Source organism: Roseomonas alba (assembly GCF_019430885.1).
GTDB classification, from domain to species: domain Bacteria; phylum Pseudomonadota; class Alphaproteobacteria; order Acetobacterales; family Acetobacteraceae; genus Neoroseomonas; species Neoroseomonas alba.
In genome coordinates, this window is record NZ_JAHYBZ010000003.1 from 116,432 (window position 1) to 137,160 (window position 20,729).

Annotated in this window: 17 protein-coding genes and 1 pseudogene; 6 read left to right on the plus strand and 12 right to left on the minus strand. The window is 68.6% G+C overall.

The window, feature by feature from the left end; genetic code table 11:
* Positions 1-9: 9 nt before the first annotated feature.
* Entirely contained in the window at positions 10-810 is an 801-nt protein-coding gene (lgt, locus tag KPL78_RS09310; RefSeq protein WP_219762666.1) for a prolipoprotein diacylglyceryl transferase, read from the minus strand.
* Positions 810-1,793 (minus strand): ADP-glyceromanno-heptose 6-epimerase, encoded by a 984-nt coding sequence (gene rfaD, locus KPL78_RS09315; RefSeq protein WP_219762667.1) that lies wholly within the window; start codon positions 1,791-1,793, stop codon positions 810-812. Before rfaD ends, lgt begins: the two co-directional genes overlap by 1 nt.
* Positions 1,794-1,895: 102 nt before the next feature.
* Between rfaD and KPL78_RS09320 the strand changes: the two genes are divergently transcribed.
* The 5 genes and pseudogenes from KPL78_RS09320 to KPL78_RS30780 all read left to right on the plus strand — a co-directional run bounded on the left by KPL78_RS09320 (position 1,896) and on the right by KPL78_RS30780 (position 4,657).
* Positions 1,896-2,186 (plus strand): accessory factor UbiK family protein, encoded by a 291-nt coding sequence (locus KPL78_RS09320; protein ID WP_219762668.1) that lies wholly within the window; start codon positions 1,896-1,898, stop codon positions 2,184-2,186.
* 136 nt (positions 2,187-2,322) lie between these two features.
* Complete coding sequence (locus tag KPL78_RS09325; protein WP_219762669.1) at positions 2,323-2,826, plus strand: type III secretion system chaperone family protein; 504 nt, start codon at positions 2,323-2,325, stop codon at positions 2,824-2,826.
* A gap of 201 nt (positions 2,827-3,027) precedes the next feature.
* Positions 3,028-3,552: an OmpA/MotB family protein gene (locus KPL78_RS09330; RefSeq protein ID WP_219762670.1), complete on the plus strand. Its 525-nt coding sequence runs from the start codon at positions 3,028-3,030 to the stop codon at positions 3,550-3,552.
* Between the two features lie 522 nt (positions 3,553-4,074).
* Positions 4,075-4,413, plus strand: a pseudogene (locus KPL78_RS30775) (GGDEF domain-containing protein); the annotation flags it as partial.
* Between the two features lie 58 nt (positions 4,414-4,471).
* Positions 4,472-4,657 (plus strand): diguanylate cyclase domain-containing protein, encoded by a 186-nt coding sequence (locus KPL78_RS30780; RefSeq protein WP_369412708.1) that lies wholly within the window; start codon positions 4,472-4,474, stop codon positions 4,655-4,657.
* 528 nt (positions 4,658-5,185) lie between these two features.
* Here KPL78_RS30780 and KPL78_RS09340 read toward each other — a convergent pair.
* From KPL78_RS09340 to KPL78_RS09370, 7 genes are all read right to left on the minus strand, one after another.
* The gene (locus tag KPL78_RS09340) at positions 5,186-5,959 is read right to left on the minus strand and encodes a carbonic anhydrase (protein ID WP_219762672.1); all 774 of its coding nucleotides are present in this window, start codon (positions 5,957-5,959) and stop codon (positions 5,186-5,188) included.
* 131 nt (positions 5,960-6,090) lie between these two features.
* Positions 6,091-6,921, minus strand: coding sequence for a peptidylprolyl isomerase (locus KPL78_RS09345; protein WP_219762673.1), 831 nt, complete (start codon positions 6,919-6,921; stop codon positions 6,091-6,093).
* Between the two features lie 5 nt (positions 6,922-6,926).
* Positions 6,927-7,682, minus strand: a complete 756-nt coding sequence (narI, locus tag KPL78_RS09350; RefSeq protein ID WP_219762674.1) for a respiratory nitrate reductase subunit gamma — start codon at positions 7,680-7,682, stop codon at positions 6,927-6,929.
* Between the two features lie 12 nt (positions 7,683-7,694).
* Positions 7,695-8,402, minus strand: a complete 708-nt coding sequence (narJ, locus tag KPL78_RS09355; protein WP_219762675.1) for a nitrate reductase molybdenum cofactor assembly chaperone — start codon at positions 8,400-8,402, stop codon at positions 7,695-7,697.
* Positions 8,399-9,958, minus strand: coding sequence for a nitrate reductase subunit beta (gene narH / locus KPL78_RS09360; RefSeq protein WP_219762676.1), 1,560 nt, complete (start codon positions 9,956-9,958; stop codon positions 8,399-8,401). The genes narJ and narH overlap by 4 nt, the downstream gene beginning before the upstream one ends.
* A 5-nt stretch (positions 9,959-9,963) precedes the next feature.
* Positions 9,964-13,698 carry a nitrate reductase subunit alpha gene (locus tag KPL78_RS09365; RefSeq protein ID WP_219762677.1) on the minus strand — a complete coding sequence of 1,245 codons (3,735 nt, stop codon included), beginning with the start codon at positions 13,696-13,698 and terminating at the stop codon, positions 9,964-9,966.
* Between the two features lie 19 nt (positions 13,699-13,717).
* The gene (locus KPL78_RS09370; RefSeq protein ID WP_219762678.1) at positions 13,718-16,453 is read right to left on the minus strand and encodes a nitrate/nitrite transporter; all 2,736 of its coding nucleotides are present in this window, start codon (positions 16,451-16,453) and stop codon (positions 13,718-13,720) included.
* Between the two features lie 215 nt (positions 16,454-16,668).
* Here KPL78_RS09370 and KPL78_RS09375 point away from each other — a divergent pair, with 215 nt between their 5' ends.
* Complete coding sequence (locus KPL78_RS09375) at positions 16,669-17,346, plus strand: cyclic nucleotide-binding domain-containing protein (RefSeq protein WP_219762679.1); 678 nt, start codon at positions 16,669-16,671, stop codon at positions 17,344-17,346.
* 54 nt (positions 17,347-17,400) lie between these two features.
* Here KPL78_RS09375 and KPL78_RS09380 read toward each other — a convergent pair whose 3' ends face one another.
* Genes KPL78_RS09380 through KPL78_RS09390 form a run of 3 tightly spaced genes read right to left on the minus strand, consistent with a single transcriptional unit; the run spans position 17,401 to position 20,719 of the window.
* Entirely contained in the window at positions 17,401-18,975 is a 1,575-nt protein-coding gene (locus tag KPL78_RS09380) for a dipeptide ABC transporter ATP-binding protein (RefSeq protein ID WP_219762680.1), read from the minus strand.
* Complete coding sequence (locus tag KPL78_RS09385; protein ID WP_219762681.1) at positions 18,972-19,883, minus strand: ABC transporter permease; 912 nt, start codon at positions 19,881-19,883, stop codon at positions 18,972-18,974. Before KPL78_RS09385 ends, KPL78_RS09380 begins: the two co-directional genes overlap by 4 nt.
* A complete protein-coding gene (locus KPL78_RS09390) occupies positions 19,880-20,719 on the minus strand; it encodes an ABC transporter permease (protein WP_219762682.1) in 840 nt (279 codons plus the stop codon). The genes KPL78_RS09385 and KPL78_RS09390 overlap by 4 nt, the downstream gene beginning before the upstream one ends.
* Positions 20,720-20,729: the final 10 nt, after the last annotated feature.

A 20,729-nucleotide genomic window follows, 5' to 3' on the forward strand; every position in this document is an offset into this window, starting at 1 on the left:
ACCGCGCTCTCAGGCATTCCGCGTCTTCGCCTGTGCCATCAGCCACCCGCCCACCAGCACCATCGGCAGAGACAGGAGCTGCCCCATCGTCGCCCCGGCGAAGAGGAATCCCAGATGCGCGTCCGGCTGGCGGAAGAACTCGCCGATGATGCGCGCCACGCCGTAGCCCGCCAGAAACGCCCCGGAGAGGAATCCGCGCCGTGCGCGCAGCCCCTCGCTGTTCGCCAGCAGCATCAGGATCGCGAACAGCGCCACGCCTTCCAGCCCCGCCTGGTAGAGCTGCGACGGGTGCCGCGGTTCCGGCCCGCCGGTCGGGAAGATCATGGCCCAGGGCACGTCCGGGGCAACGCGGCCCCACAGCTCGCCATTGATGAAATTGGCGATGCGCCCGAAGAACAGGCCGATCGGCACGACGCAGACGATGCGGTCGGCGAAGGCCACCCAATCCAGCGCGCGGTTCCGGCAGAACAGCCAGGTGGCGATGATCACGCCCAGCGCGCCGCCATGGAAGGACATGCCGCCATGCCAGACGGCGAAGGCCTCCCAGGGGACGGTGATGTAGTAGCCGGGCCGGTAGAACAGCACGTAGCCGAGCCGCCCGCCCAGGATAACGCCGAGCGTCGCCCAGGTGACGTAGTCGTCCACCTGCTCGCGGGTCGCGACGGGCGGGGTGCGCGTCACCATCCAGCGCGCCAGGCGCCAGCCCAGCACGATGCCGGCGATGTAGGCGAGGGCGTACCAGCGGATGGCCAGCGGACCGACCTGGACGGCGACCGGGTCGATCATGGGAAAGGGGATGGCGAAGAACATCAGGCGTAGGGATCCTCGGCGTTCAGGAGCACGTCGCGTACATAGGAGCGCACGCCATCCTCGAGCGTCGTGGCCGGTTCGGTGAAACCCGCCCCGCGCAGGCGCTCCATCCGCGCCTCGGTGAAGTATTGGTACTTGCCCTTGAGGTCGTCGGGCATGGGGATGAAGCGGATATCCGCGTTGCGGCCGAGGGCCGCGTAGATCGCCCGCGTCAGGTCGAGGAAGGTCCGCGCCTGGCCCGACCCGATGTTGTAGAGGCCCGAGGCCTGCGGGTTGCGCTGCAGCCACAGCATCGCGGCGACGCAGTCCCGCACATGGACGAAGTCGCGCTTCTGCTCGCCATCGGCGATGTCCTCGCGGTCCGAGGCGAACAGCGTCGCCGGATCGCCCGCCATGATCTGCTTGAACTTGTGCAGCACGACGGAGGCCATGCGGCCCTTGTGGTGCTCGTTCGGGCCATAGACGTTGAAGAAGCGCAGGCCGGCCCAGTGCGGCGGGCGCTTGTGGCCGCGGGCGAGCATCTGCGCGACGCGCCGGTCGAAGGCGAGCTTCGACCAGCCATAGAGGTTGAGCGGCCGCAGCTTCGCCAACGCCTCGGCGCGCATGTCGTCATCGAAGCCGAGGCTGCCATCGCCATAGGTCGCGGCGGAGGACGCGTAGATGAAGGGCACGCCCGCTTCGGCGCACCAGTCCCACAGCATCTGCGGCAGGGCGATGTTGGTCCGCGCCACCAGGTCGCCGTCGGTTTCCGTGGTCGCGCTGATCGCGCCCATGTGGAACAGCGCCTTCACCGGCGGCGCCTTGGCGAGGAAATCCGTCAATTCCTCGGGCGGCACGATCCCGGCGATGGCGTGTTTCGCGAGATTCCGCCACTTCACGCCCTGGCGCAGCCGGTCCACCACGACCACCTCTTCTCCGCGGTCGCACAGGGCAGCAACAAGGTTGGAGCCGATGAAACCGGCCCCGCCGGTGACGATATGCATGTTCCGCTGCTTCCGAGCCGGCCCTTGAGGCAGGGGCGCGGGCGGTATAGGCCCCGCCGGGACGGCCCGGCAAGGCGAGCGGGCGAGACAGGAGAGCTTCCGATGACTGGCGAGAGCGGTCGTACAAAATTCATGGACGACCTGGCCGGGATGGCCGGGGGCGCCTTCTCGGTGCTGCAGGGCATCCGCAGCGAGGCCGAGCAGATGGCGAAATCCCAGGCCGAGGCGATGGTCCGCAAGCTGGACCTGGTCAAGCGGGAGGAGCTGGACGCGGCCATGGAAGTGGCCCGCCGCGCCCGCGAGCAGGCCGAGGCGCTGGAAGAGCGCATCGCCGCCCTGGAGCATCGCCTCGCCGAACTGGAGGCTGGCCTGGAGTCCTCACCCGAGGACTGAAGAAGCCTTCGCAACCGCCGTAGGGGTTGCGGCGCGATTCCGCGTCCGCGTAGTCTGCCAATCGTTGTCGCCCGCCCGATTCGCCCACTACATCTTGTGGGCACCGGGCGGTGCCACCGGGCAAGGAGGTGCCGCAATGTCCGCCTCTCTCCAGTTGGAACGGGATCGTTCCACCAACCCGCTGGACATCCTCGAACAGATCATCGCCGCCAATGAATGGGCCTTCGAGCGCCGTTCGGACGGGGAGATGGCCGCCGAGGCGCCGGGGAAATGGTGCGATTACGGGCTGCACTTCTCCTGGTCACATGAGATCAGCGCCATGGCCTTCACCTGCGCCTTCGACATGAAGGTGCCGGCGGATCGGCGGGAGAAGCTCTACGAGCTGCTGGCGCTCGCCAATGACCGGCTGTGGATCGGCCATTTCGGCATGGAAATGGAAGATGGCGTGCCGGTCTTCCGCCATTCCGTGCTGCTGCGCGGCGCCCAGGGCGCAAGCGCGGAAAGCCTCGAGGACATGGTCGACATCGCGATCACGGAATGCGAGCGCTTCTTCCCCGCCTTCCAGTTCGTGCTGTGGGGCGGCAAGTCCCCGGCCGATGCGCTGGCGGCGTCGATGCTGGACTGCGTGGGGGAGGCCTGAGAGCCTGTTTGGAAATGCGCCATATGGCGCGTTTCCGTGTTCCGCGCCGGCTCTCAACCCTCGCGTTCTACAAAAATTGGATAGGATCGGGACGCGACAGGATACGCGGCCTGGCGTAAGGGGATTCGTTCGGCAGCCGAAGGGAGTCGGGACCTAGTGCCCAAGGCCAGGCCGGCACACCCTTTCGACAGGACGCCCGAGATGCGCCGTTCCTTCCTCAAGCTTGCCCTCTTTGCTCCGCTCGGTGCCTGCGTGCCGCGCCAGGAGTATGAGGAGCTGCAGCGCGCCTATCGCGAGCTGCAATCCCGCTACACCGCCGACCAGGCGACCATCCAGCTGCTGGAGGGCCGGCTGAAGGTCACCATGACCGACCGCATCCTCTTCCCCTCGGGCGGGTACACCATCACCGAGCAGGCGCGCGAGGTGCTGCGCAAGATGGTGCCGACCCTGCGCGGCCTGACCCAGACACGCGTCGTGGTGGACGGCTTCACCGACAATGTGCCCGTCTCGCCCGAGATGCGCCGGATGGGCATCGCCTCGAACCTCGATCTCTCCTCGCGCCGCGCGGATACGGTGGCGGATGTGCTGATCCGCGACGGCGTGCCGCGCACCATCGTCGCGGCCGAAGGGCATGGCGAGGACAGCCCGGTCGCGTCCAACGCCACCGCGGAGGGCCGCGCCCAGAACCGCCGCATCGAGGTCACGCTGGTCGGCCCGGGCAACTGATCGCGCCGGGGGCGCGGCCAATCGCGACCGTGCCCCTGCCGTCCCCTGGTGAACGAGTTCTCAGGAGTTTTCCGATAGCCTCCCGCGCCAGGCGAGCGAGGGGCCATGGAACAGGGCACGACGGCGGAAGCGATGGCGGTGTGCGAGGCGGCCATGGCCAGCCTGCGCCATCATGGGCTCGCGCCAACGCCGCGCCACTACGCGGTCTGGTACGAATTCCACATCGCGTCCAATCCGCCGCTGCGCAGGATGCTCGATGCCGCCATGGCCGAAGGCCGGCCGATCGACCCCGCCCTGATGTCCGAACTGCACGACCTGCACATCGCCGGCGGCAACGCCCGACTGGCGATGCGCGAGGCCGGGGCGACGCTGCATGAGGCGGCGGGTCAGATCCTCGAAGCCGGCCACGATGCCGCCCGCTACGGCCGTACCCTGCATCAGGCGGCCGGCGAGATGGGCGATGATCGCCCCGCCATGACCGCGCTGGTCGCCCGGCTGGTCGAGGTCACCACCAGCCTGTCCATGAAGTCCCTGGCCCTCGGCCGGCAATTGCAGAGCTCGGGCCGGCGCATCAGCGACCTCGAACGCCAGCTTGCCGCCGCGCATCGGGAGGCGCTGACCGACCCGCTGACCGGCCTGCTGAACCGCCGCGCCTTCGACGAGTCCGCGCGGGAGCACGCCGCGCGTGCGGCAGCGGCCGGGACCGCGCTGTCGGCGCTGATGCTCGACATCGACCACTTCAAGCGGGTGAACGACCATTGGGGTCACGCGGTCGGCGACGCCGTCATTCGCCTGGTCGGTGCGACCCTGGTCCAGATCTGCCGTCCGCCGGCCCAGGCGGCGCGCTACGGCGGGGAGGAATTCGCTGTACTAATTGCCGGGCACGACGCTGGAGGACGCCGCCGCGCTGGCCGAGCAGTTGCGTGCCGCCCTTGCCGCCCGGCGCGTCAGCCTGCGGGCGAACGCGGAGCCGCTCGGCGCCATCACCATATCGGTCGGCGCGGCGCAGCTCGGCGCCAGGGAAACGCTGTCGCAATGGCTCGGGCGGGCCGATTCGGCTCTCTATAAGGCCAAGCACGAAGGGCGGAACCGGGTCGTCGTCTGACCCTGCCCCAAAGAGCCGTCGTTCAGCAGCAGGGCCTGTTCTTCGATCGCCCTGATGCGGGGCGGGTTGGAAGGGCTGCCCCGGCTGATAACCACCGCACCGGCGAGCACGGCCTCGACGAGGCGGCGATGCGCGCGGTGCGGTTGCAGGTGGACCCGGCCAACGGCCTCGAGGAGATGCGTCGCATCGCGGAGAAGACCCCGCGGCCGGTGCCGTAGCCGTCTCATGCACGGGTTGGGATCGTCTCGCGGAGCGACGACACCCTCGCCGTCTTCGACGCCCATGACGCCGAGCCAGAGCCTTTCGGACCCCATGGCGTGGCGCCATCCGGCGCCGGCCCGGCAGTTGCGCGATGTCGCGCGGTCAGTCCACCTGCACGCCCGCCGTGCGGAAGCCGAGTTCCTGCAGCCGCGCGGCGGGCAGGATCGGCGTCTTGCCGCCTTCCACCATGTTCGCGAGCAGCGGCAGGCCGGGGAAGACCGCGCCGGGACATCGCAGTGCGCGGCAGTGCGCGTTCGTCGGGATCCGTCACATGGCGGCGCACCCGATCGCCGGCGGCGGCGGTACCCCGCGGTCGACCTGGCGGAACGGCCCGCCCGGCCCAGCGGCCGCCTGCAGCAGACCCCAGCCGAAGTGGAAGTACCAGCCATGCAGGCTGAGGCGCCCATCCGCGACCCGCTCGGCCACGAACGGATAGGTGGCGAGATGGCGCAGGCTGGCCAGTACGGCGGCCTGTTCGGCACGGCGCGCGATCGCCGGACGTTCGGCCTCTGTCACCAGCCCATCCATCTCCTCGCGCACCTCGGCCGCGACGCCGACCCAATCCGAGACGAACTGGAAGCGCTGCGCGCCGTGATCATGTTCGAGCAGACAGCGCACGCCGGCACAGAAGCTGTGGCCTAGGATGATGACATGCCGCACGCCGAGTGCGACGACGCCGAACTCGATGGCCGCCGAAGTGCCTCGCGGCCTGTGGTCGGATTCATACTGCGGCACCAGCGCGGCCACATTGCGCACGACGAACAGGTCACCGGGCTCCGCCCCGCAGATGATGGCCGGGTCGGTGCGGCTGTCCGAGCAGGCGATGACCATCACCTCCGGCCGCTGACCTTCCAGCAGGGCGTCGTAGAGATGCGCATCGTCGCCGAAATGCTGGTGGCGGAAGCGGTCGAAGCCTTCGACCAGACGATGTAACGCGCTGCCTGTCTCGGCGTTCATGTTATGCAGCCGTCGCAGCGCGTCGGACGGGGGCACCAGGGCACCATCGTCATCGCAGTCGCGCGCACGCATTCCATCGGGCATCGCGCCCTCCTCCGGATCGCCTGCGCCGCATCCCCGGGGCACCGCCCGGGGATCGGCCGCGAGGAACGCACAAGGATCGGCGGCAGCGCGGATCGGAAGCTCTCCATCGCCGCCCCGACCATGACCGCGCCCTATTGGACGAGCGGGCCGGCCGCCGCGCCGTCGAAGGCGAAGCCCTCGATCCGCGCGCGGGAGGCAAGGATCGCGATGTACTGCCGCACCCCTTCGCGCCAGGACTGCGCGCCCAGATCAGCCGCGACGCGTTCCGCGATGCTGTCGAAGTCCGGCACGATCGCCGGTGCATGGGCATGGAGTTGCACGACGTGGAGCCCATAGCGCGAGGCGATGACCTCGCCGCTCACCTGGCCCGGCCGCAGGGCGGCGAGAGCAGCCTCAAACTCCGGCACCGTGCTGCCGCGCGCCACCTGGCCGAGATGGCCGCCCTCCCGGCGCGACGGGCAATCCGAATGCAGGCGGGCCAGCGCGGGCAGACGTGCTGGGTCCATCTCGATCTCGGCGAGCAAGACCTCCGCCTTGCCGCGTGCGACCTCACGGGCTGGCGCGTCCTCGGGATCGGCCGCGATCAGGATGTGGCTCGCCTCCCACAGATCCGGCACGCCGAAGCGTTCAGGATGCGCGGCATGCCAGCGTCGCGAAGCGGCTTCGTCCACCATCGGCACCGGCACCTCGGCGGCGAGGAGGGCGTCAAGGGACTCCTCGTCCTGCGGGTCGAGACCGCGCGCCGCAGCGGCTGTCTCCAGCAGATGCCGGATCACCAGCGCCTGAGCCGCCGCGTTCCAGGCAGCCTCAGCCGTGTCGGCGGGATGGTGCTGCATCTCAGCGGCAATCTCGCGTGCCGTGATGACGGTCCCGTTCACGACGACGTCCTGTTCGGGAAGGTCGGGGCCCTCCCGCTTCGCCGCGGCGGGGCGTTCAGGCGGTGGATGGAAATGCACGACCATGGCCGTCACTCCGCCGGGCCGGCGTGCGGCGCGGCCACGGGGCCGGGCCGGACAGTCGCACCGCCGCGGCGGCGCACGATCTGCCAGTTGCGGAACAGGTACCAGACCGGTGCGGAGAAGATGTGCACCAGGCGCGAGAAGGGCGTGAGCAGGAACAGCGTCATGCCCAGCACCATGTGCATCTGGAACACCAGGTCAGTGCCGCGCACATAGTCTGCCGCGCCGGCCCGGAAGGTGACGATGTGCTGCGCCCAGGAGGAGAGCTTCAGCATCGTCCCGCCATCGCTGTGGGCGATGGAGAAGGGCAGCGTGGTCAGGCCGAGGGTGAGCTGCACCCAGAGCAGCGCCAGGATGGCAATGTCGATGGTGGTGGAGGTGCGGCGGATGCGTTCGTCGAACAACCGGCGATGCAGCAGCATCGACAGGCCGACGAAGCAGAAGGCGCCGGCGACGCCACCCGCCACCACGGCGAGCAGCTGCTTCTCCCGCGCCGTGATGAAGTGCTCATAGACCTCGTGCGGGGTCAGCAGCCCGACCAGATGGCCGAAGAAGATGAACAGAATGCCGAGGTGAAACAGGTTCGAGCCGATGCGGAACTGCCGGTTGCGCAGCATCTGCGAGGAGCCCGAGCGCCAGGTGTACTGGTCGCGGTCGAAGCGGATCAGGCTGCCGACGAAGAAGATGCCGGCGCAGATATAGGGATAGATCCCGAACAGGAAGGCGTGCAGGTAGTCAGTGAAGCCGTTCCAGAGGGCGGACATCGCGGCTCTCCTTCAATGCTTGGCGGCGGCCTGGCGCACGGAGCGCAGGCGCTGGATCATGGCGGCGACCTTGGCACGGGCGCCCTGCTGGTCTGGGTCGGATTCCGGACCGAAGACGACGGGCTGGTCTTCATAAGCGGCGTCGATCGCGGCGAGGTCGTCCTCGTCGGCTTGGTCGTTGGCTTCCGTGGGCAGGGTGGTGGGCGCCAGCGACGCTTCCGCCAGCACGGCGGCAAGAACCGCCGCATAGCCGCGCGAGGCAGGCAGCCCGCGCGCGACCAGCTTGGCGTGGATCTGCTGCAGTAAAGGCCCGGCCTGGGACAGGAGATTCGCCGCCGTCTCGGCCGGCGCGACGGCGCAGAATTCCAGCACGAGCGGCAGGTAGTCCGGCAGCTCCTGCCCCGCCAGGGCGAAGCCGTTCGCGTCGTAGATCGCGACCAGTTCCACCATGGCCGGCCCGCGGTTGCGGGTGTCGCCATGGACGTGTTCGAACAGGTGCAGGCTGGTCGAGCGGCCCCGGTCGAACAGCCGCACGAAATCCTCCTGCCGGTCGAGCGCATCGCCCGCGCCGAGCCGGCGGACGAGCCGTTCCAGCGCACGACGGTCGCGATCGGCGAAACCGGCCATCGCGATCTCCGTCATCACATCCGTCAGGTCGGCACGCAGCGCCTCGTCCGGGTAGCGCAGCAGGGTGGAGAGGATGGCAAGGCGCTTGTTCACGACTGGCTCTCCTTCTGCGCCTCGGCGGCTTCCCGGATGCGGGTCGGCGCCATGCGCCCGGCCGAGGGGCCGGAGGCGCTGAACAGATTGCCCACCGTGCGGCCGTCGTAGCAGCCCTGGCCGAAGGAGAAGCCGCAGGAGGATTTCAGGTCGAAGGCGTTCTCGGCGTATTCCCGGTGGGTGGTGGGGATGACGTAGCGATCCTCGTAATTCGCGATCGCCAGCGTGTTGTACATGTCGTCCACCTGCGCCTTGGTGAGACCGACCTTGTCGAGGATCGCGAGTTCCTCGCGGTTCTCGACGGTGCGTGCGCGCATGTGCATGCGCATCGCCATCATGCGCTGGAGGGCGAGCACGATCGGTGTCTCCGCCCCCGCCGTCAGCAGGTTCGCCAGATACTTCACCGGAATGCGCAGCGAGGCGATGTCCGGCAGCCCATCCTTCCAGCCAACATGGCCGGATTCCACCGCGGACTGCACGGGGGAGAGCGGCGGCACGTACCAGACCATCGGCAGCGTGCGGTATTCCGGGTGCAACGGGAAAGCGATCTGCCAGTCGATGCACATCTTGTAGGTCGGACTGTTGCGCGCGGCCTCCAGCCAGGCCTCGGGCACGCCATCGCGGCGCGCCTGCTCGATCACCTTCGGATCATGCGGGTCGCAGAAGATGTCGAGTTGCTTGCGATAAAGCTGCTGCTCATTCTCCGCGCTGGCGGCTTCCTCGATGCGGTCGGCGTCATAGAGCAACACGCCGAGATAGCGGATGCGGCCGACGCAGGTCTCGGAGCACACGGTCGGCTCGCCCGCCTCGATGCGCGGGTAGCAGAAGATGCACTTCTCGGCCTTACCGGACTGCCAGTTGTAGTAGATCTTCTTGTAGGGGCAGGCGGAGACGCACATGCGCCAGCCCCGGCACTTCTCCTGGTCGATCAGAACGATGCCGTCCTCCTCCCGCTTGTAGATCGAGCCAGAGGGGCAGGAGGCGACGCAGGATGGGTTGAGGCAGTGCTCGCAGAGCCGCGGCAGGTAGAACATGAAGGTGTTCTCGAACTGCCCGTAGATCTGCTTCTGGATGCCTTCGAAGTTGCGGTCGACGGAGCGCTTGCGGAACTCCGTGCCCAGGATCTCCTCCCAGTTCGGGCCCCACTTGATCTCCATCCGCTCGCCGGTGATCAGCGAAACGGGGCGCGCGACCGGCACCGCCTCCGACTCAGGGGCGGTCTGCAGGTGCGTGTAGTCGAAGGTGAAGGGCTCGTAGTAGTCGTCGATCTCGGGCAGGTTCGGGTTGGCGAAGATGTTCGCCAGGATCCGCCACTTGCCGCCGATCTTCGGCTGGATCTTGCCGTTGCGCTTGCGCGTCCAGCCGCCCTTCCACTTGTCCTGATTCTCCCACTCCTTGGGATAGCCGATGCCGGGCTTGGTCTCGACATTGTTGAACCAGGCGTATTCGACGCCCTCCCGGCTGGTCCAGACCTGCTTGCAGGTGACGGAGCAGGTGTGGCAGCCGATGCACTTGTCCAGATTGAGGACCATCGCGATCTGAGCGCGGATCTTCATGGCCGTTACTCCGCCGCCTTGAGGTCTGCTGCCTGGGGTGTCACGCGCGGGCCATCCAGCCACTCGACATTCGCCATCTTGCGAACAAGGACGAACTCGTCGCGGTTGGTGCCGATCGTGCCGTAGTAGTTGAAGCCGTAGGCGAGCTGCGCGTAGCCGCCGATCATGTGCGTCGGCTTCAGGGTGGTGCGCGTGACGGAATTGTGGATGCCGCCGCGGGCGTGCGTGATCTCGCTGCCCGGCACGTTCACGATCTTCTCCTGCGCGTGGTACATCATGATCATTCCCTTCGGCACGCGCTGGGAGACGACCGCACGGGCGCAGAGCGCGCCGTTGGTGTTGAAGGCCTCGATCCAGTCATTGTCCTCGATGCCCGCATCCGCCGCGTCGGTCTCGGACAGCCAGACGATCGGCCCGCCGCGCGAGAGCGTCAGCATCAGCAGATTGTCGGTGTAGACGCTGTGGATGCCCCATTTCTGGTGCGGGGTGATGAAGTTGAGCGCGAGTTCCTTGTTGCCGTTCGGCTTCACGCCGTGCATCGGCCCCGTGGTGCGCAGATCCACCGGCGGGCGGTAGAGGCAGAGCGCCTCGCCGAAAGCGAGCATCCAGGGATGGTCCTGATACAGCTGCTGCCGGCCCGACAGGGTCCGCCAGGGGATCAGCTCATGCACGTTGGTGTAGCCGGCGTTGTAGCAGACCTCCTCGCTCTCCAGCCCCGACCAGATGGGCGACGAGATGATCTTTCGCGGCTGCGCCTGCACGTCGCGGAAGCGGATCGCCTCGTGTTCCTTCGGCAGGGCGAGGTGGCGATGGTCGCGGCCCGTGGCCTTGCCCAGCGCCTCCCATGCCTTCACCGCGACATGGCCGTTGGTCTCGGGCGCGAGGTGCATCAGCGTCTCGCAGGCGTCGATGTCGGATTCCATCTTCGCGAGCTTGCCCTCGACGCCCGGGACCTCGACCTCGCCGTTGAGGTGGCGGAGGAACTCGACCTCGTGGTCGGTCTTCCACGCCATGCCCTTGCCGTTGTTGCCGAGCTTATCCATCAGTGGACCCAGCGCGGTGAATCGGGCGTGGGTGTTCGGATAGTCGCGCTCCACCACGGTCACCGCCGGCATGGTCTTGCCGGGGATGGGCTCGACCTCACCCTTCTTCCAGTCGCGCACCTGATGCGTCTGACCGAGCTCCGCCGGGCTGTCATGCATCAGGGGGGTGAGGACGGTGTCCTTCTCGCGGCCCAGGTGTCCGTTGCATAGCGCCGAGAAGCGCTTGGCGATGCCGCGAAAGATCGCCCAGTCGGTGCGGCTCTCCCAGGCCGGATCCACCGCCGCGGAAAGCGGATGGATGAAGGGATGCATGTCCGAGGTGTTGAGGTCGTGCTTCTCGTACCAGGTGGCCGTGGGCAGCACGATATCGGAGTACATGCAGGTGGTGCTCATGCGGAAGTCGAGCGTCACCAGAAGGTCGAGCTTCCCCTTCGGCGCCTCGTCATGCCAGGCGGCTTCCTCGGGCTTCGCCGCGCCCTGCTCACCGAGGTCCTTGCCCTGCACGCCATGCTGCGTGCCGAGCAGGTGCTTGAGGAAATACTCATGCCCCTTGCCCGAGGATCCCAGCAGGTTCGACCGCCAGACGAACAGGTTGCGCGGCCAGTTGCTCGGATGGTCGGGGTCTTCGCAGGACATCTCCAGCGTGCCGGCCTTGAGCGACTGCGCGACATATTGCGGTACCGCCACGCCGGCGGCCTCCGCTTCCGCCGCGATGGCGAGCGGGTTGCGTTGAAGTTGCGGGGCGGAGGGGAGCCAGCCCATGCGCTCGGCGCGGATGTTGAAGTCGATCATCTGGCCGGTCAGCGCCTGCGGTGCGGTCGGCGAGAGGATGTCCTTCACCTGCACCGTCTCGTACCGCCATTGGTCGGTGTGCGCGTACCAGAACGATGTCGAGTTCTGCTGCCGCGGCGGTCGGCTCCAATCGGTCGCGAAGGCCACCGGGATCCAGCCGGATTGCGGCCGCAGCTTCTCCTGCCCGACATAGTGCGCCCAGCCGCCGCCCGACTGGCCAATGCAGCCGCACATCACCAGCAGATTGATGATGCCGCGGTAGTTCATGTCCGAGTGGTACCAGTGGTTCAGCGCCGCCCCGAGGATGACCATGGACTTTCCCTTGGTCTTCTCGGCGTTGTCGGCGAATTCCCGCGCCACCGCGATGATCTGCTGGCGCTTCACGCCGCAGACAGCCTCGGCCCAGGCGGGGGTGTAGGGCGCCATCGCGTCGTAGTTCGCCGCCCCGTCGCGCACCACGCCGTAATTGGCGAGGAAGAGGTCGTAGACGGTCGCGACCTTCACGCTGCGCCCATCGGCCAGCGTGACCGCGCGCACCGGCACGTCGTGGGTGACGGTGTCGCCCAGGCTGGTGGGGTTGAAGAACTCCGGCGCGCCATCGCCGAAATAGGGGAAGGTCACCGCCGCGCTGGCGCCACCAAGCTGCGACAGCCGCGGCGACACGGCCTCGAGGGTCTTCGCGTCGCGGCCCTCGAGGTTCCACTTGCCCTGCTCACCCCAGCGGAAGCCTATCGAGCCGGTCGGCACATAGAGCGCGCCGGTCGCATCGTCGATCGCGACGGTCTTCCAGTCGGGGTTGTTGGCCTCGCCGCCGCCATCCGGCAGATCACTTGCGCGCAACTGCCGGTCGGGCACCAGGCGCCCGTCGCGCTCGGTCAGCATCACCAGCATCGGCATGTCGGAATAGCGGCGGCAATAGTCGATGAAGTAGTCGCCGCGTCCCTTCGCGTGCCATTCGCTCAGGATCACATGGCCCATCGCCAACGCGAGCGCCGCATCGGTGCCCTGCTTCGGATGCAGCCACAAATCGGCGAATTTCGACGCCTCGGAATAGTCGGGCGTGACGGTCACCACCTTGGTGCCGCGATAGCGCGCCTCGGCCATGAAGTGGGCGTCGGGCGTGCGCGTCTGCGGCACATTCGACCCCCACATCATGATGAAGCCGGCATTGTACCAGTCGGCCGATTCCGGCACATCGGTCTGCTCGCCCCAGGTCTGCGGCGAGGACGGCGGCAGGTCGCAATACCAGTCGTAGAAGGACATGCAGACGCCGCCGATCAGCGACAGGTAGCGGCTGCCCGCCGCGTAGGAGACCATCGACATCGCCGGAATGGGCGAGAAGCCGATGACGCGGTCCGGCCCGTGCTGCTTCACGGTATGCACATTGGCGGCGGCGATCAGCTCCTCCGCCTCATCCCAAGTCACGCGCACGAAGCCGCCATGGCCGCGCGCGGAGAGGTATTCGCGCCGCTTCTCCGCATCGTCCTGGATCGACTTCCAGGCCGCGACGGGGTCGGCGTACTGGGCCTTCGCCGCACGCCACAGCTTTACCAGGCGCTTGCGCATCATCGGGTATTTGATGCGGTTCGCGCTGTAGAGATACCAGGAATAGGACGCCCCGCGCGAACAGCCGCGCGGCTCATGGTTCGGCAGGCCGGGCCGCGTGCGCGGGTAGTCGGTCTGCTGCGTCTCCCAGGTGACGATCCCGCCCTTGACGTAGATCTTCCAGGAGCAGGAGCCGGTGCAGTTCGCCCCGTGTGTGGAGCGCACGATCTTGTCGTGCGCCCAGCGGGACCGGTACGCATCCTCCCAGGCGCGGCTCTCGGTGGTCACGTCGCCATGACCGTTCGAGAAGGTGCCGGCGTACTTCCTGAAGTAGGTCAGACGGTCGAGGAAGTGGCTCATGATGGCTGTTCCTTGCCGATCAGGCGTTCACGGCGGGGCCGGGGGTCCGACCACGTTCGATGTCGTGCAGCAGGCCGCCGCGGCGGGTGTAGACGAACCAGGTCACGGCGATGCACAGCAGGTAGAAGACGAAGAAGGCCCAGAGTGCCGCGAGCGGGCTGCCGGTCATGGCGATCGCGCTGCCGTAGCTCTTGGGAATGAAGAAGGCGCCATAGGCCGCGATGGCGGAGGTGAAGCCGATGATGGCCGCACTCTCCTTCTCGGATTGGGCGCGCCGCGCTGTGGCGTCGGCCTCGGGCATCAGCCGCCCCATCTCCTTGCTCATGATCGCGGGGATCATCTGGAAGGTGGAGGCATTGCCCACGCCGCTGGCGAAGAACAGCAGCATGAAGCAGCCGAAGAAGCCCCAGAACGCGCCGGGTTCGCCCTTGGCGCCGAGGAAGTGGATGACGCCATAGACGCCGAGCGCCATCAGCACGAAGACCCAGACGGTCACGCGCCCGCCACCCCACTTGTCCGACACCCAGCCGGTCAGCGAGCGGGACAGCGCGCCCACCAGCGGACCGAGGAAGGCGAATTGCAGCGCATCCACTTCGGGGAACTGGGTGCGGGCCAGCAGCGGAAAGCCTGCGGAGTAGCCGATGAAGGAGCCGAAGGTGCCGGTATAGAGGAAGCACATGATCCAGTTGTGCTTGCGCTGGAAGATCACCGCCTGGTCGGCGAAGGACGCCTTCATCGCGGCGAGATCGTCCATCTTGAACCAGGCGGCGAAGGCCGCGGCCGCGATGAAGGGCACCCAGACGAAGCCGGCATTCTGCAGCCACAGGGCGCCGCCGGCGCTGAGTGCCTGCGGTTCCCCGCCGAGCCAGCCGAAGACGCCGGCGGTGATCGCCATCGGCACCACGAACTGCACCACGCTGACGCCCAGGTTGCCGAGGCCGGCGTTCAGGGCCAGCGCATTCCCCTTCTCCCGCTTGGGGAAGAAGAAGGAGATGTTGGCCATGGAGGAGGCGAAGTTGCCGCCGCCGAAGCCGCAGAGCAGCGCGAGGATCAGGAACACCCAGTAGGGGGTATTCGGATTCTGCACCGCGAATCCGATGCCGAGCGCGGGCAGGATCAATGACCAGGTCGACAGCGTGGTCCACAGCCGCCCGCCGAAGATGGGCGGCATGAAGGAATAGAAGATGCGCAGCGTCGCACCCGACAGGCCGGGCAGCGCGGCGAGCCAGAACAACTCGTCGGTGGTGAAGCGGAACCCGACGACCGGCAGCTTGGCCACCACCACCGACCAGACCATCCACACCGCGAAGGCGAGCAGCAGACAGGGGATGGAGATCCACAGGTTGCGCCGCGCGATGGCGCGCCCCTTTTCCTCCCAGAAGACAGGGTCTTCCGGGCGCCAGTCCTGGATGGCGTCGCCGCGCAGCGCGCCTTGCTGGGCCGCGCCATGGATCGGTTGCATCTCCGGCAGGGCCGGCAAGCTTTCGAGCGCCGCACCGGCGGCCTCGCGCTCCATCCGGATGATCGCGGCGTGCATCCACAGCAGCGACACCGCGCTGATGACGAAGAGCAGCATGAAGCAGGACTGCCGGATGCCGGTCAGGTCGTTCAGCAGGCCGAAGGCCATGGGCAGGATGAAGCCGCCGAGGCCGCCGATCAGCCCGACGACGCCACCCACCGCACCCACACGGTTCGGGTAATAGACCGGGATGTGCTTGTAGACCGCCGCCTTGCCCAGGCTCATGAAGAAGCCGAGCACGAAGACCAGCACGATGAAGGGCGCGACACCGACGCCGACATGGAAGGCGATCGGGCCGCCGATGCCCTGCATCACGAAGTCTGTCGGCGGGTAGGAGAGCAGGAAGGTCACGATCGCCGAGACGCCGAAGGTCCAGTACATCACCCGCCGCGCGCCGTGCTTGTCGGACAGGAGTCCGCCATAGGCGCGGAAGATGCTGGCCGGCACCGAGTAGGCGGCGCCGATCATGCCCGCGGTCTTGATGTCGAAGCCGTAGGCCTCGATGATGTAGCGCGGCAGCCAGAGCGCGAGTGCGACGAAGCCGCCGAAGACGAAGAAGTAGTACAGGCTGAAGCGCCAGACCTGGACGTTCTTCAACGGCTCCATCATCGCGGCGAAGGATTCCGGCTTGGCGCCGGTGGCCTTGCGCGCGGCGAGGTCGGGATCGTCCCTGGTGAAGATGAAGAACACCATGGCCATCACCAGCAGCGCCGCGGCCCAGATCAGCGCGACCGCCTTCCAGCCCATCGCCACCAGCACAATGGGGGCGAGGAACTTGGTCACCGCCGCGCCGACATTGCCGGCGCCGAAGATGCCGAGCGCGGTGCCCTGCTTCTCCTTTGGATACCACTTCGAGACATAGGCGATGCCGACGGCGAAGGAGCCGCCGGCGATGCCGATGCCGAGCGCCGCAAGCAGGAACGTCGTGTAGTCATAAGCCAGCGCGAGCAGCGCGGTCGCGATTGCCGCGGTCACCATCACCAGGGTGAACATCACGCGCCCGCCATACTGGTCCGTCCAGACCCCGAGGACGAGGCGCACGAGGCTGCCGGTCAGAATCGGCGTGCCGACGAGCAGACCGAACTCGAACTCGGTCAGCCCGAGGTCGCGTTTGATCTGCACGCCGAGGATCGAAAAGATCGTCCAGGCGGCGAAACAGACGGTGAATGCGAGGGTGGACAGCCACAGGGCGCGCGATTGCGCCCCTGAGTCGGCTGTCGTCGGTGCTTGGGACATGTGCGTCTCCGTCTTCTTCCCGAGACGGCAGCGTGATGCGATACGGAGGAGGCCCTGAAGCTTGACGAAGATCAATCGCATCAGGCCAGCGTCAGGAATTTTTGGGAATTTCCTTACGCGGATAAGGCAGCGAGTGATTGAATCCGCCTGATTGGGTGATCTAAATCAAGCACACAGAGATCCCAACCCGTGATCACCATTTCCTGAGGACGATAATGACGAAGGCATCCCGTTCCGCGGCGCTCGTCGAGCAGTCCCCGTTCTTCCAGGCCGCCGGATCCGCAGCCATGGCGCGACTGCTGGAGCACAGCATCTCGCAGATCGTGCCGCGCGGCGCCGTGCTGTTCGAACAGGGCGACGAACCCGACTTCGTGCACATGATCCTGGAAGGCAGCGTCGGCCTGCAGGCGAGCGTCTCGCCCTCGAACAAGGCCATGGTCGAGTTCTTCGGCCCGGGCGAGATCCTGCTCGTGCCCGCGGTCGTGCTGCAGCGGCCCTACCTCGCTTCCGCCGTCGCGCTGTCCGAAGTCCGCGTGCTGTTGATCCCCGCATCCGCATTCCGGCAGGGCGTCGCGGAGTCCCTGGAACTCAGCCGTGCGACGAATGAGCTGCTCGCACGGCACTGGCGCCTGATGGTGGGCCAGGTCGTCGATCTCAAGCTGCGCGGCGCGGAAGAACGGGTCGCCGGCTTCCTCGCGCGCCGGGTTTCGGAGGAGGTGGGAGCCGGCATGGTGAACCTGCCGGAATCCCGTTCAGCGATCGCATCCCGACTGGGGATGACGCCGGAGACATTCTCACGCGTGGTCTCCACGCTCGAGAAGCAGGGGCGCATTCGGCGTCTGGAAGACGGCGTCGCCGTAGCGGATCGGGCAGCCCTGACACGGTCGAGCTGATACCGGCCTCACGATGGCGAGGCTCGGCCGTCGTGCGCCACCCGGTCCCGCGGTTCACGCCGCGGGCAGCAGCGTCTGCGCCGCCAGCAGACCCTGCGTCATGGCATGGCGCGGATTGTCGAGAACCTCGGCGGTGTCCCCGCGCTCCACGATCCGCCCCTCGGCCATCACGCCGACCTGGCCGCCGAGATAGCGCGCAACGCCGAGGTCGTGGGTGATGAACAGCACGGCGAGCCGGCGCTCCCGCCGCAGCCGTTGCAGCAGCGCCAGCACCTGCCCCTGCACGCTGGCATCGAGCGCCGACAGCACCTCGTCGCACACCAGTACGGCAGGGTCCGCCAGCAGCGCGCGCGCAATCGCCACGCGCTGCCGCTGCCCGCCGGACAGCGCATGCGGGTGGCGGTCGAGATGCTCGGCGGCCAGCCCCACCTCCGCCAGCGCGGTGCCGGCCCGCGCGCGCCATTCCGCACGCGGCACGCCCGCCGTCATCAGCGGCTCCGCCAGGGCCTGCAGCACGGTCAGACGCGGATTCAGCGAGGAATAGGGGTTCTGGAACACCATCTGGATGCGGCGGGACAGCGGATCGCGCCGCGCCGCCAGGCCCGGCGGCAGCACCCGGCCCGTCAGCTCGACCCGCCCGGCCGGCCGCGCCGCCAGCCCCATCAGCGCGCGCGCCACGCTGCTCTTGCCGCTGCCGGATGCGCCCAGCAGGCAGAACGCCTCGCCCCGGGCGAGCGTCAGGTCCACGCCCTCCACCACGCGGCGCGGCGCGGCGAAGGCGCCCTGGCCGGGATAGGCGACGGCGAGCCCCTCCACCCGCAGCACGACCTCTTCCCCGGAGGCTGCCGCGCGCACCTCTCCGGCCAGGCGGGAGCGCGCATCCACCAGCTCCCGCGTATAGGGATGGGACGGCGCCCGCAGCACCCGGCCGACCGGCCCGATCTCGAGCAGCCGGCCATGCCGCATCACCCCGACCCGCTGCGACACCGAGGCCACGACGCCGAGGTCGTGCGAAATGAACAGCATCGCCAGCCCGCGATCGGCGACCAGCCGGCGCAGCAGCGCCAGGATCTGCGCCTGCACGGCGGCATCGAGCGCGGTGGTGGGCTCGTCCGCCAGCAGCAGCTCGGGGTCGCCGGCCAGCGCCATCGCGATCACCACGCGCTGCTGCTGCCCGCCGGAGAGCTGGTGCGGGCGGCGCCCCGGATGCAGCGCGGCATCCAGCCCCACCTCCCGGAACAGCCGGTCGCAGCGCGCCCGCAGCGCCGCACTGGGTTCGGCATGGTGCTGGCGCAGCGCCTCCATCACCTGGGTGCCGGCGGTCATGAAGGGGTTGAGGCTCGCCATCGGGTCCTGGAAGACCATCGCGATGCGCCGGCCGCGCAGGGCGCGCCAGCCGCGCTCGGTCAGCCCGGTCAGACGCTGGCCGGCGAAATCCGCGCGGCCGCCGGTCACCGCGATGCCTTCCGGCAGCAGGCCGGCCAGCGACAGTGCGGTCAGCGACTTGCCGCTGCCGGATTCGCCCACCAGCCCGAGCACCTCGCCCGGCGCGATGGCGAAGCTCACGGCATCGACCAGGCGGCGTTCGCCCGCCGCGACGGTCAGCCCGGTGACGGCCAGCAGGGTCATGATGTCAGCCTCGGATCCGCTAGGCGCCGCAGCGCGTCGGCGCCCGCATTGATCGCCACCACGCCCACCGCCAGCACCAGCACCACCGCCTGCACCACCGGCAGGTCGCGGCCATGCACCGCGTTCAGCACCAGGCTGCCGAGGCCCGGCAGGCCGAACAGCGCCTCCATCGTCATGGTGCCGCCGATCAGCCCGGCCAGCGTGACGGAGGACAGCGCGAGCAGCACCGGCAGCGCCGCCGGCAGCACATGGGCCAGCGCGATCCGCACCGGATGCAGCCCCTTGGCGCGAGCGGTGCGCACATGCGGCGCCGCCATCGCCTCGCGCAGTTCTTCCAGCAGCGGCTTGGCGAGCTGGCCGGCGATGTCGAGCCCGAGGATCACCACCGGCACCGGCAGGTTGCCGATCACCGGCAGCCAGCCGAGCCAGAGCGAGAAGACCAGGATCGCGCCCATCCCGGCCACGAAGGTGGGCATGGCGATGGACCAGAGGTTGATGGCCTCGACCAGCCCCGGTAGCATCGAGCGCGGCAGCAGCACCGCCCCGATCGCCAGCGCCATCGCCAGCACCAGCCCCAGCGCGAAGGCCATGGCCGCGAAGCCGAGCGTGACGGGCAGCGCCGTCGCCACCATCTCCGCCACCGGCCTGCCGAAGCGCAGCGACTGCCCGAGCTGGCCCGAGGACAGCGCGGCGGCCCAATGGCCGAACTGGTGCAGCAGGCCACCATCCAGGCCGAGCTCGGCGCGCAACGCGGCCTGCTGGGCGGCGTTCAGGTCGCCCTGCGCCGCCATCACGTCCACCACGTCGCCCGGCACCGTGCGCAGCAGCAGGAAGACGACGATGGCGATGGCGGCGACCAGCCCCACCGCGCGCAACAGCGCGCCGCCGATCACGAGGACGCCCTTCATGGCCGGCCCTCGCGGCGCAGGGGGTCGGCGCGGCGGCGCGCCATCTCGCCCAGCAGGGACAGGCCCAGGGTCAGGGCGGACAGCGCCAGCATCGGCGCCAGCACCGCATGCGGCGCATCCTCCACGAAGCCGCTGGCATCGGCGATCATGCGGCCCCAGCTCGGCCGTTCCGGCGAGACGCCGAGGCCGAGGAAGGACAACACCGATTCCGTGACGATGCAGCGCGGCAGCACGATGGCCGACAGCGTGATCAGCGGGCCGAGCAGGTTGGGCAGCACGTGCCGCCACAGCACGGCCAGCCGCCCGAGGCCGAAGACGCGCGCGGCGGCGACGTAGTCGCTCGCCATCTCCCGCGCATGGGCGGTGCGGACCACCTCGGCGAACAACGGCGCATAGGCCAGCCCGAGCGCGAGCGTGACCGGCCAGACGCCGTTGCCGAGCACCACGGCGGTCAGCAGCGCCAGCAACGTGCCGGGCAGCACGCGCAACAGATCGAAGGCGGCATAGGCCGCGCCGGCCACGACGCCGCCGAGCGTCAGCGCCAGCATGCCGATGCCGGCGCCGAGGCCGGCGGCCAGCAGCGTACCGCCGATCCCGGTCGGCAACGTCAGCCAGGTGCCGGCGGCGAGCCGCGCCAGCACGTCACGCCCCAGATGGTCGGTGCCGAGCGGGTGCGCGGCATCCGGCGGCATGTTGAGCGCGAGCAGATCCTGCTCCATCGGGTCCGGCATGCCCGGCAGCAGGCCGACCAGCCCGGGCAGCAGCGCCAGCCCCACCAGCAGCAGGGCGGCGGCCAGCCGCGGCGGCAGGCGGCGGCGGACGGGCTTTGCGGGCACCGGCGCCCCG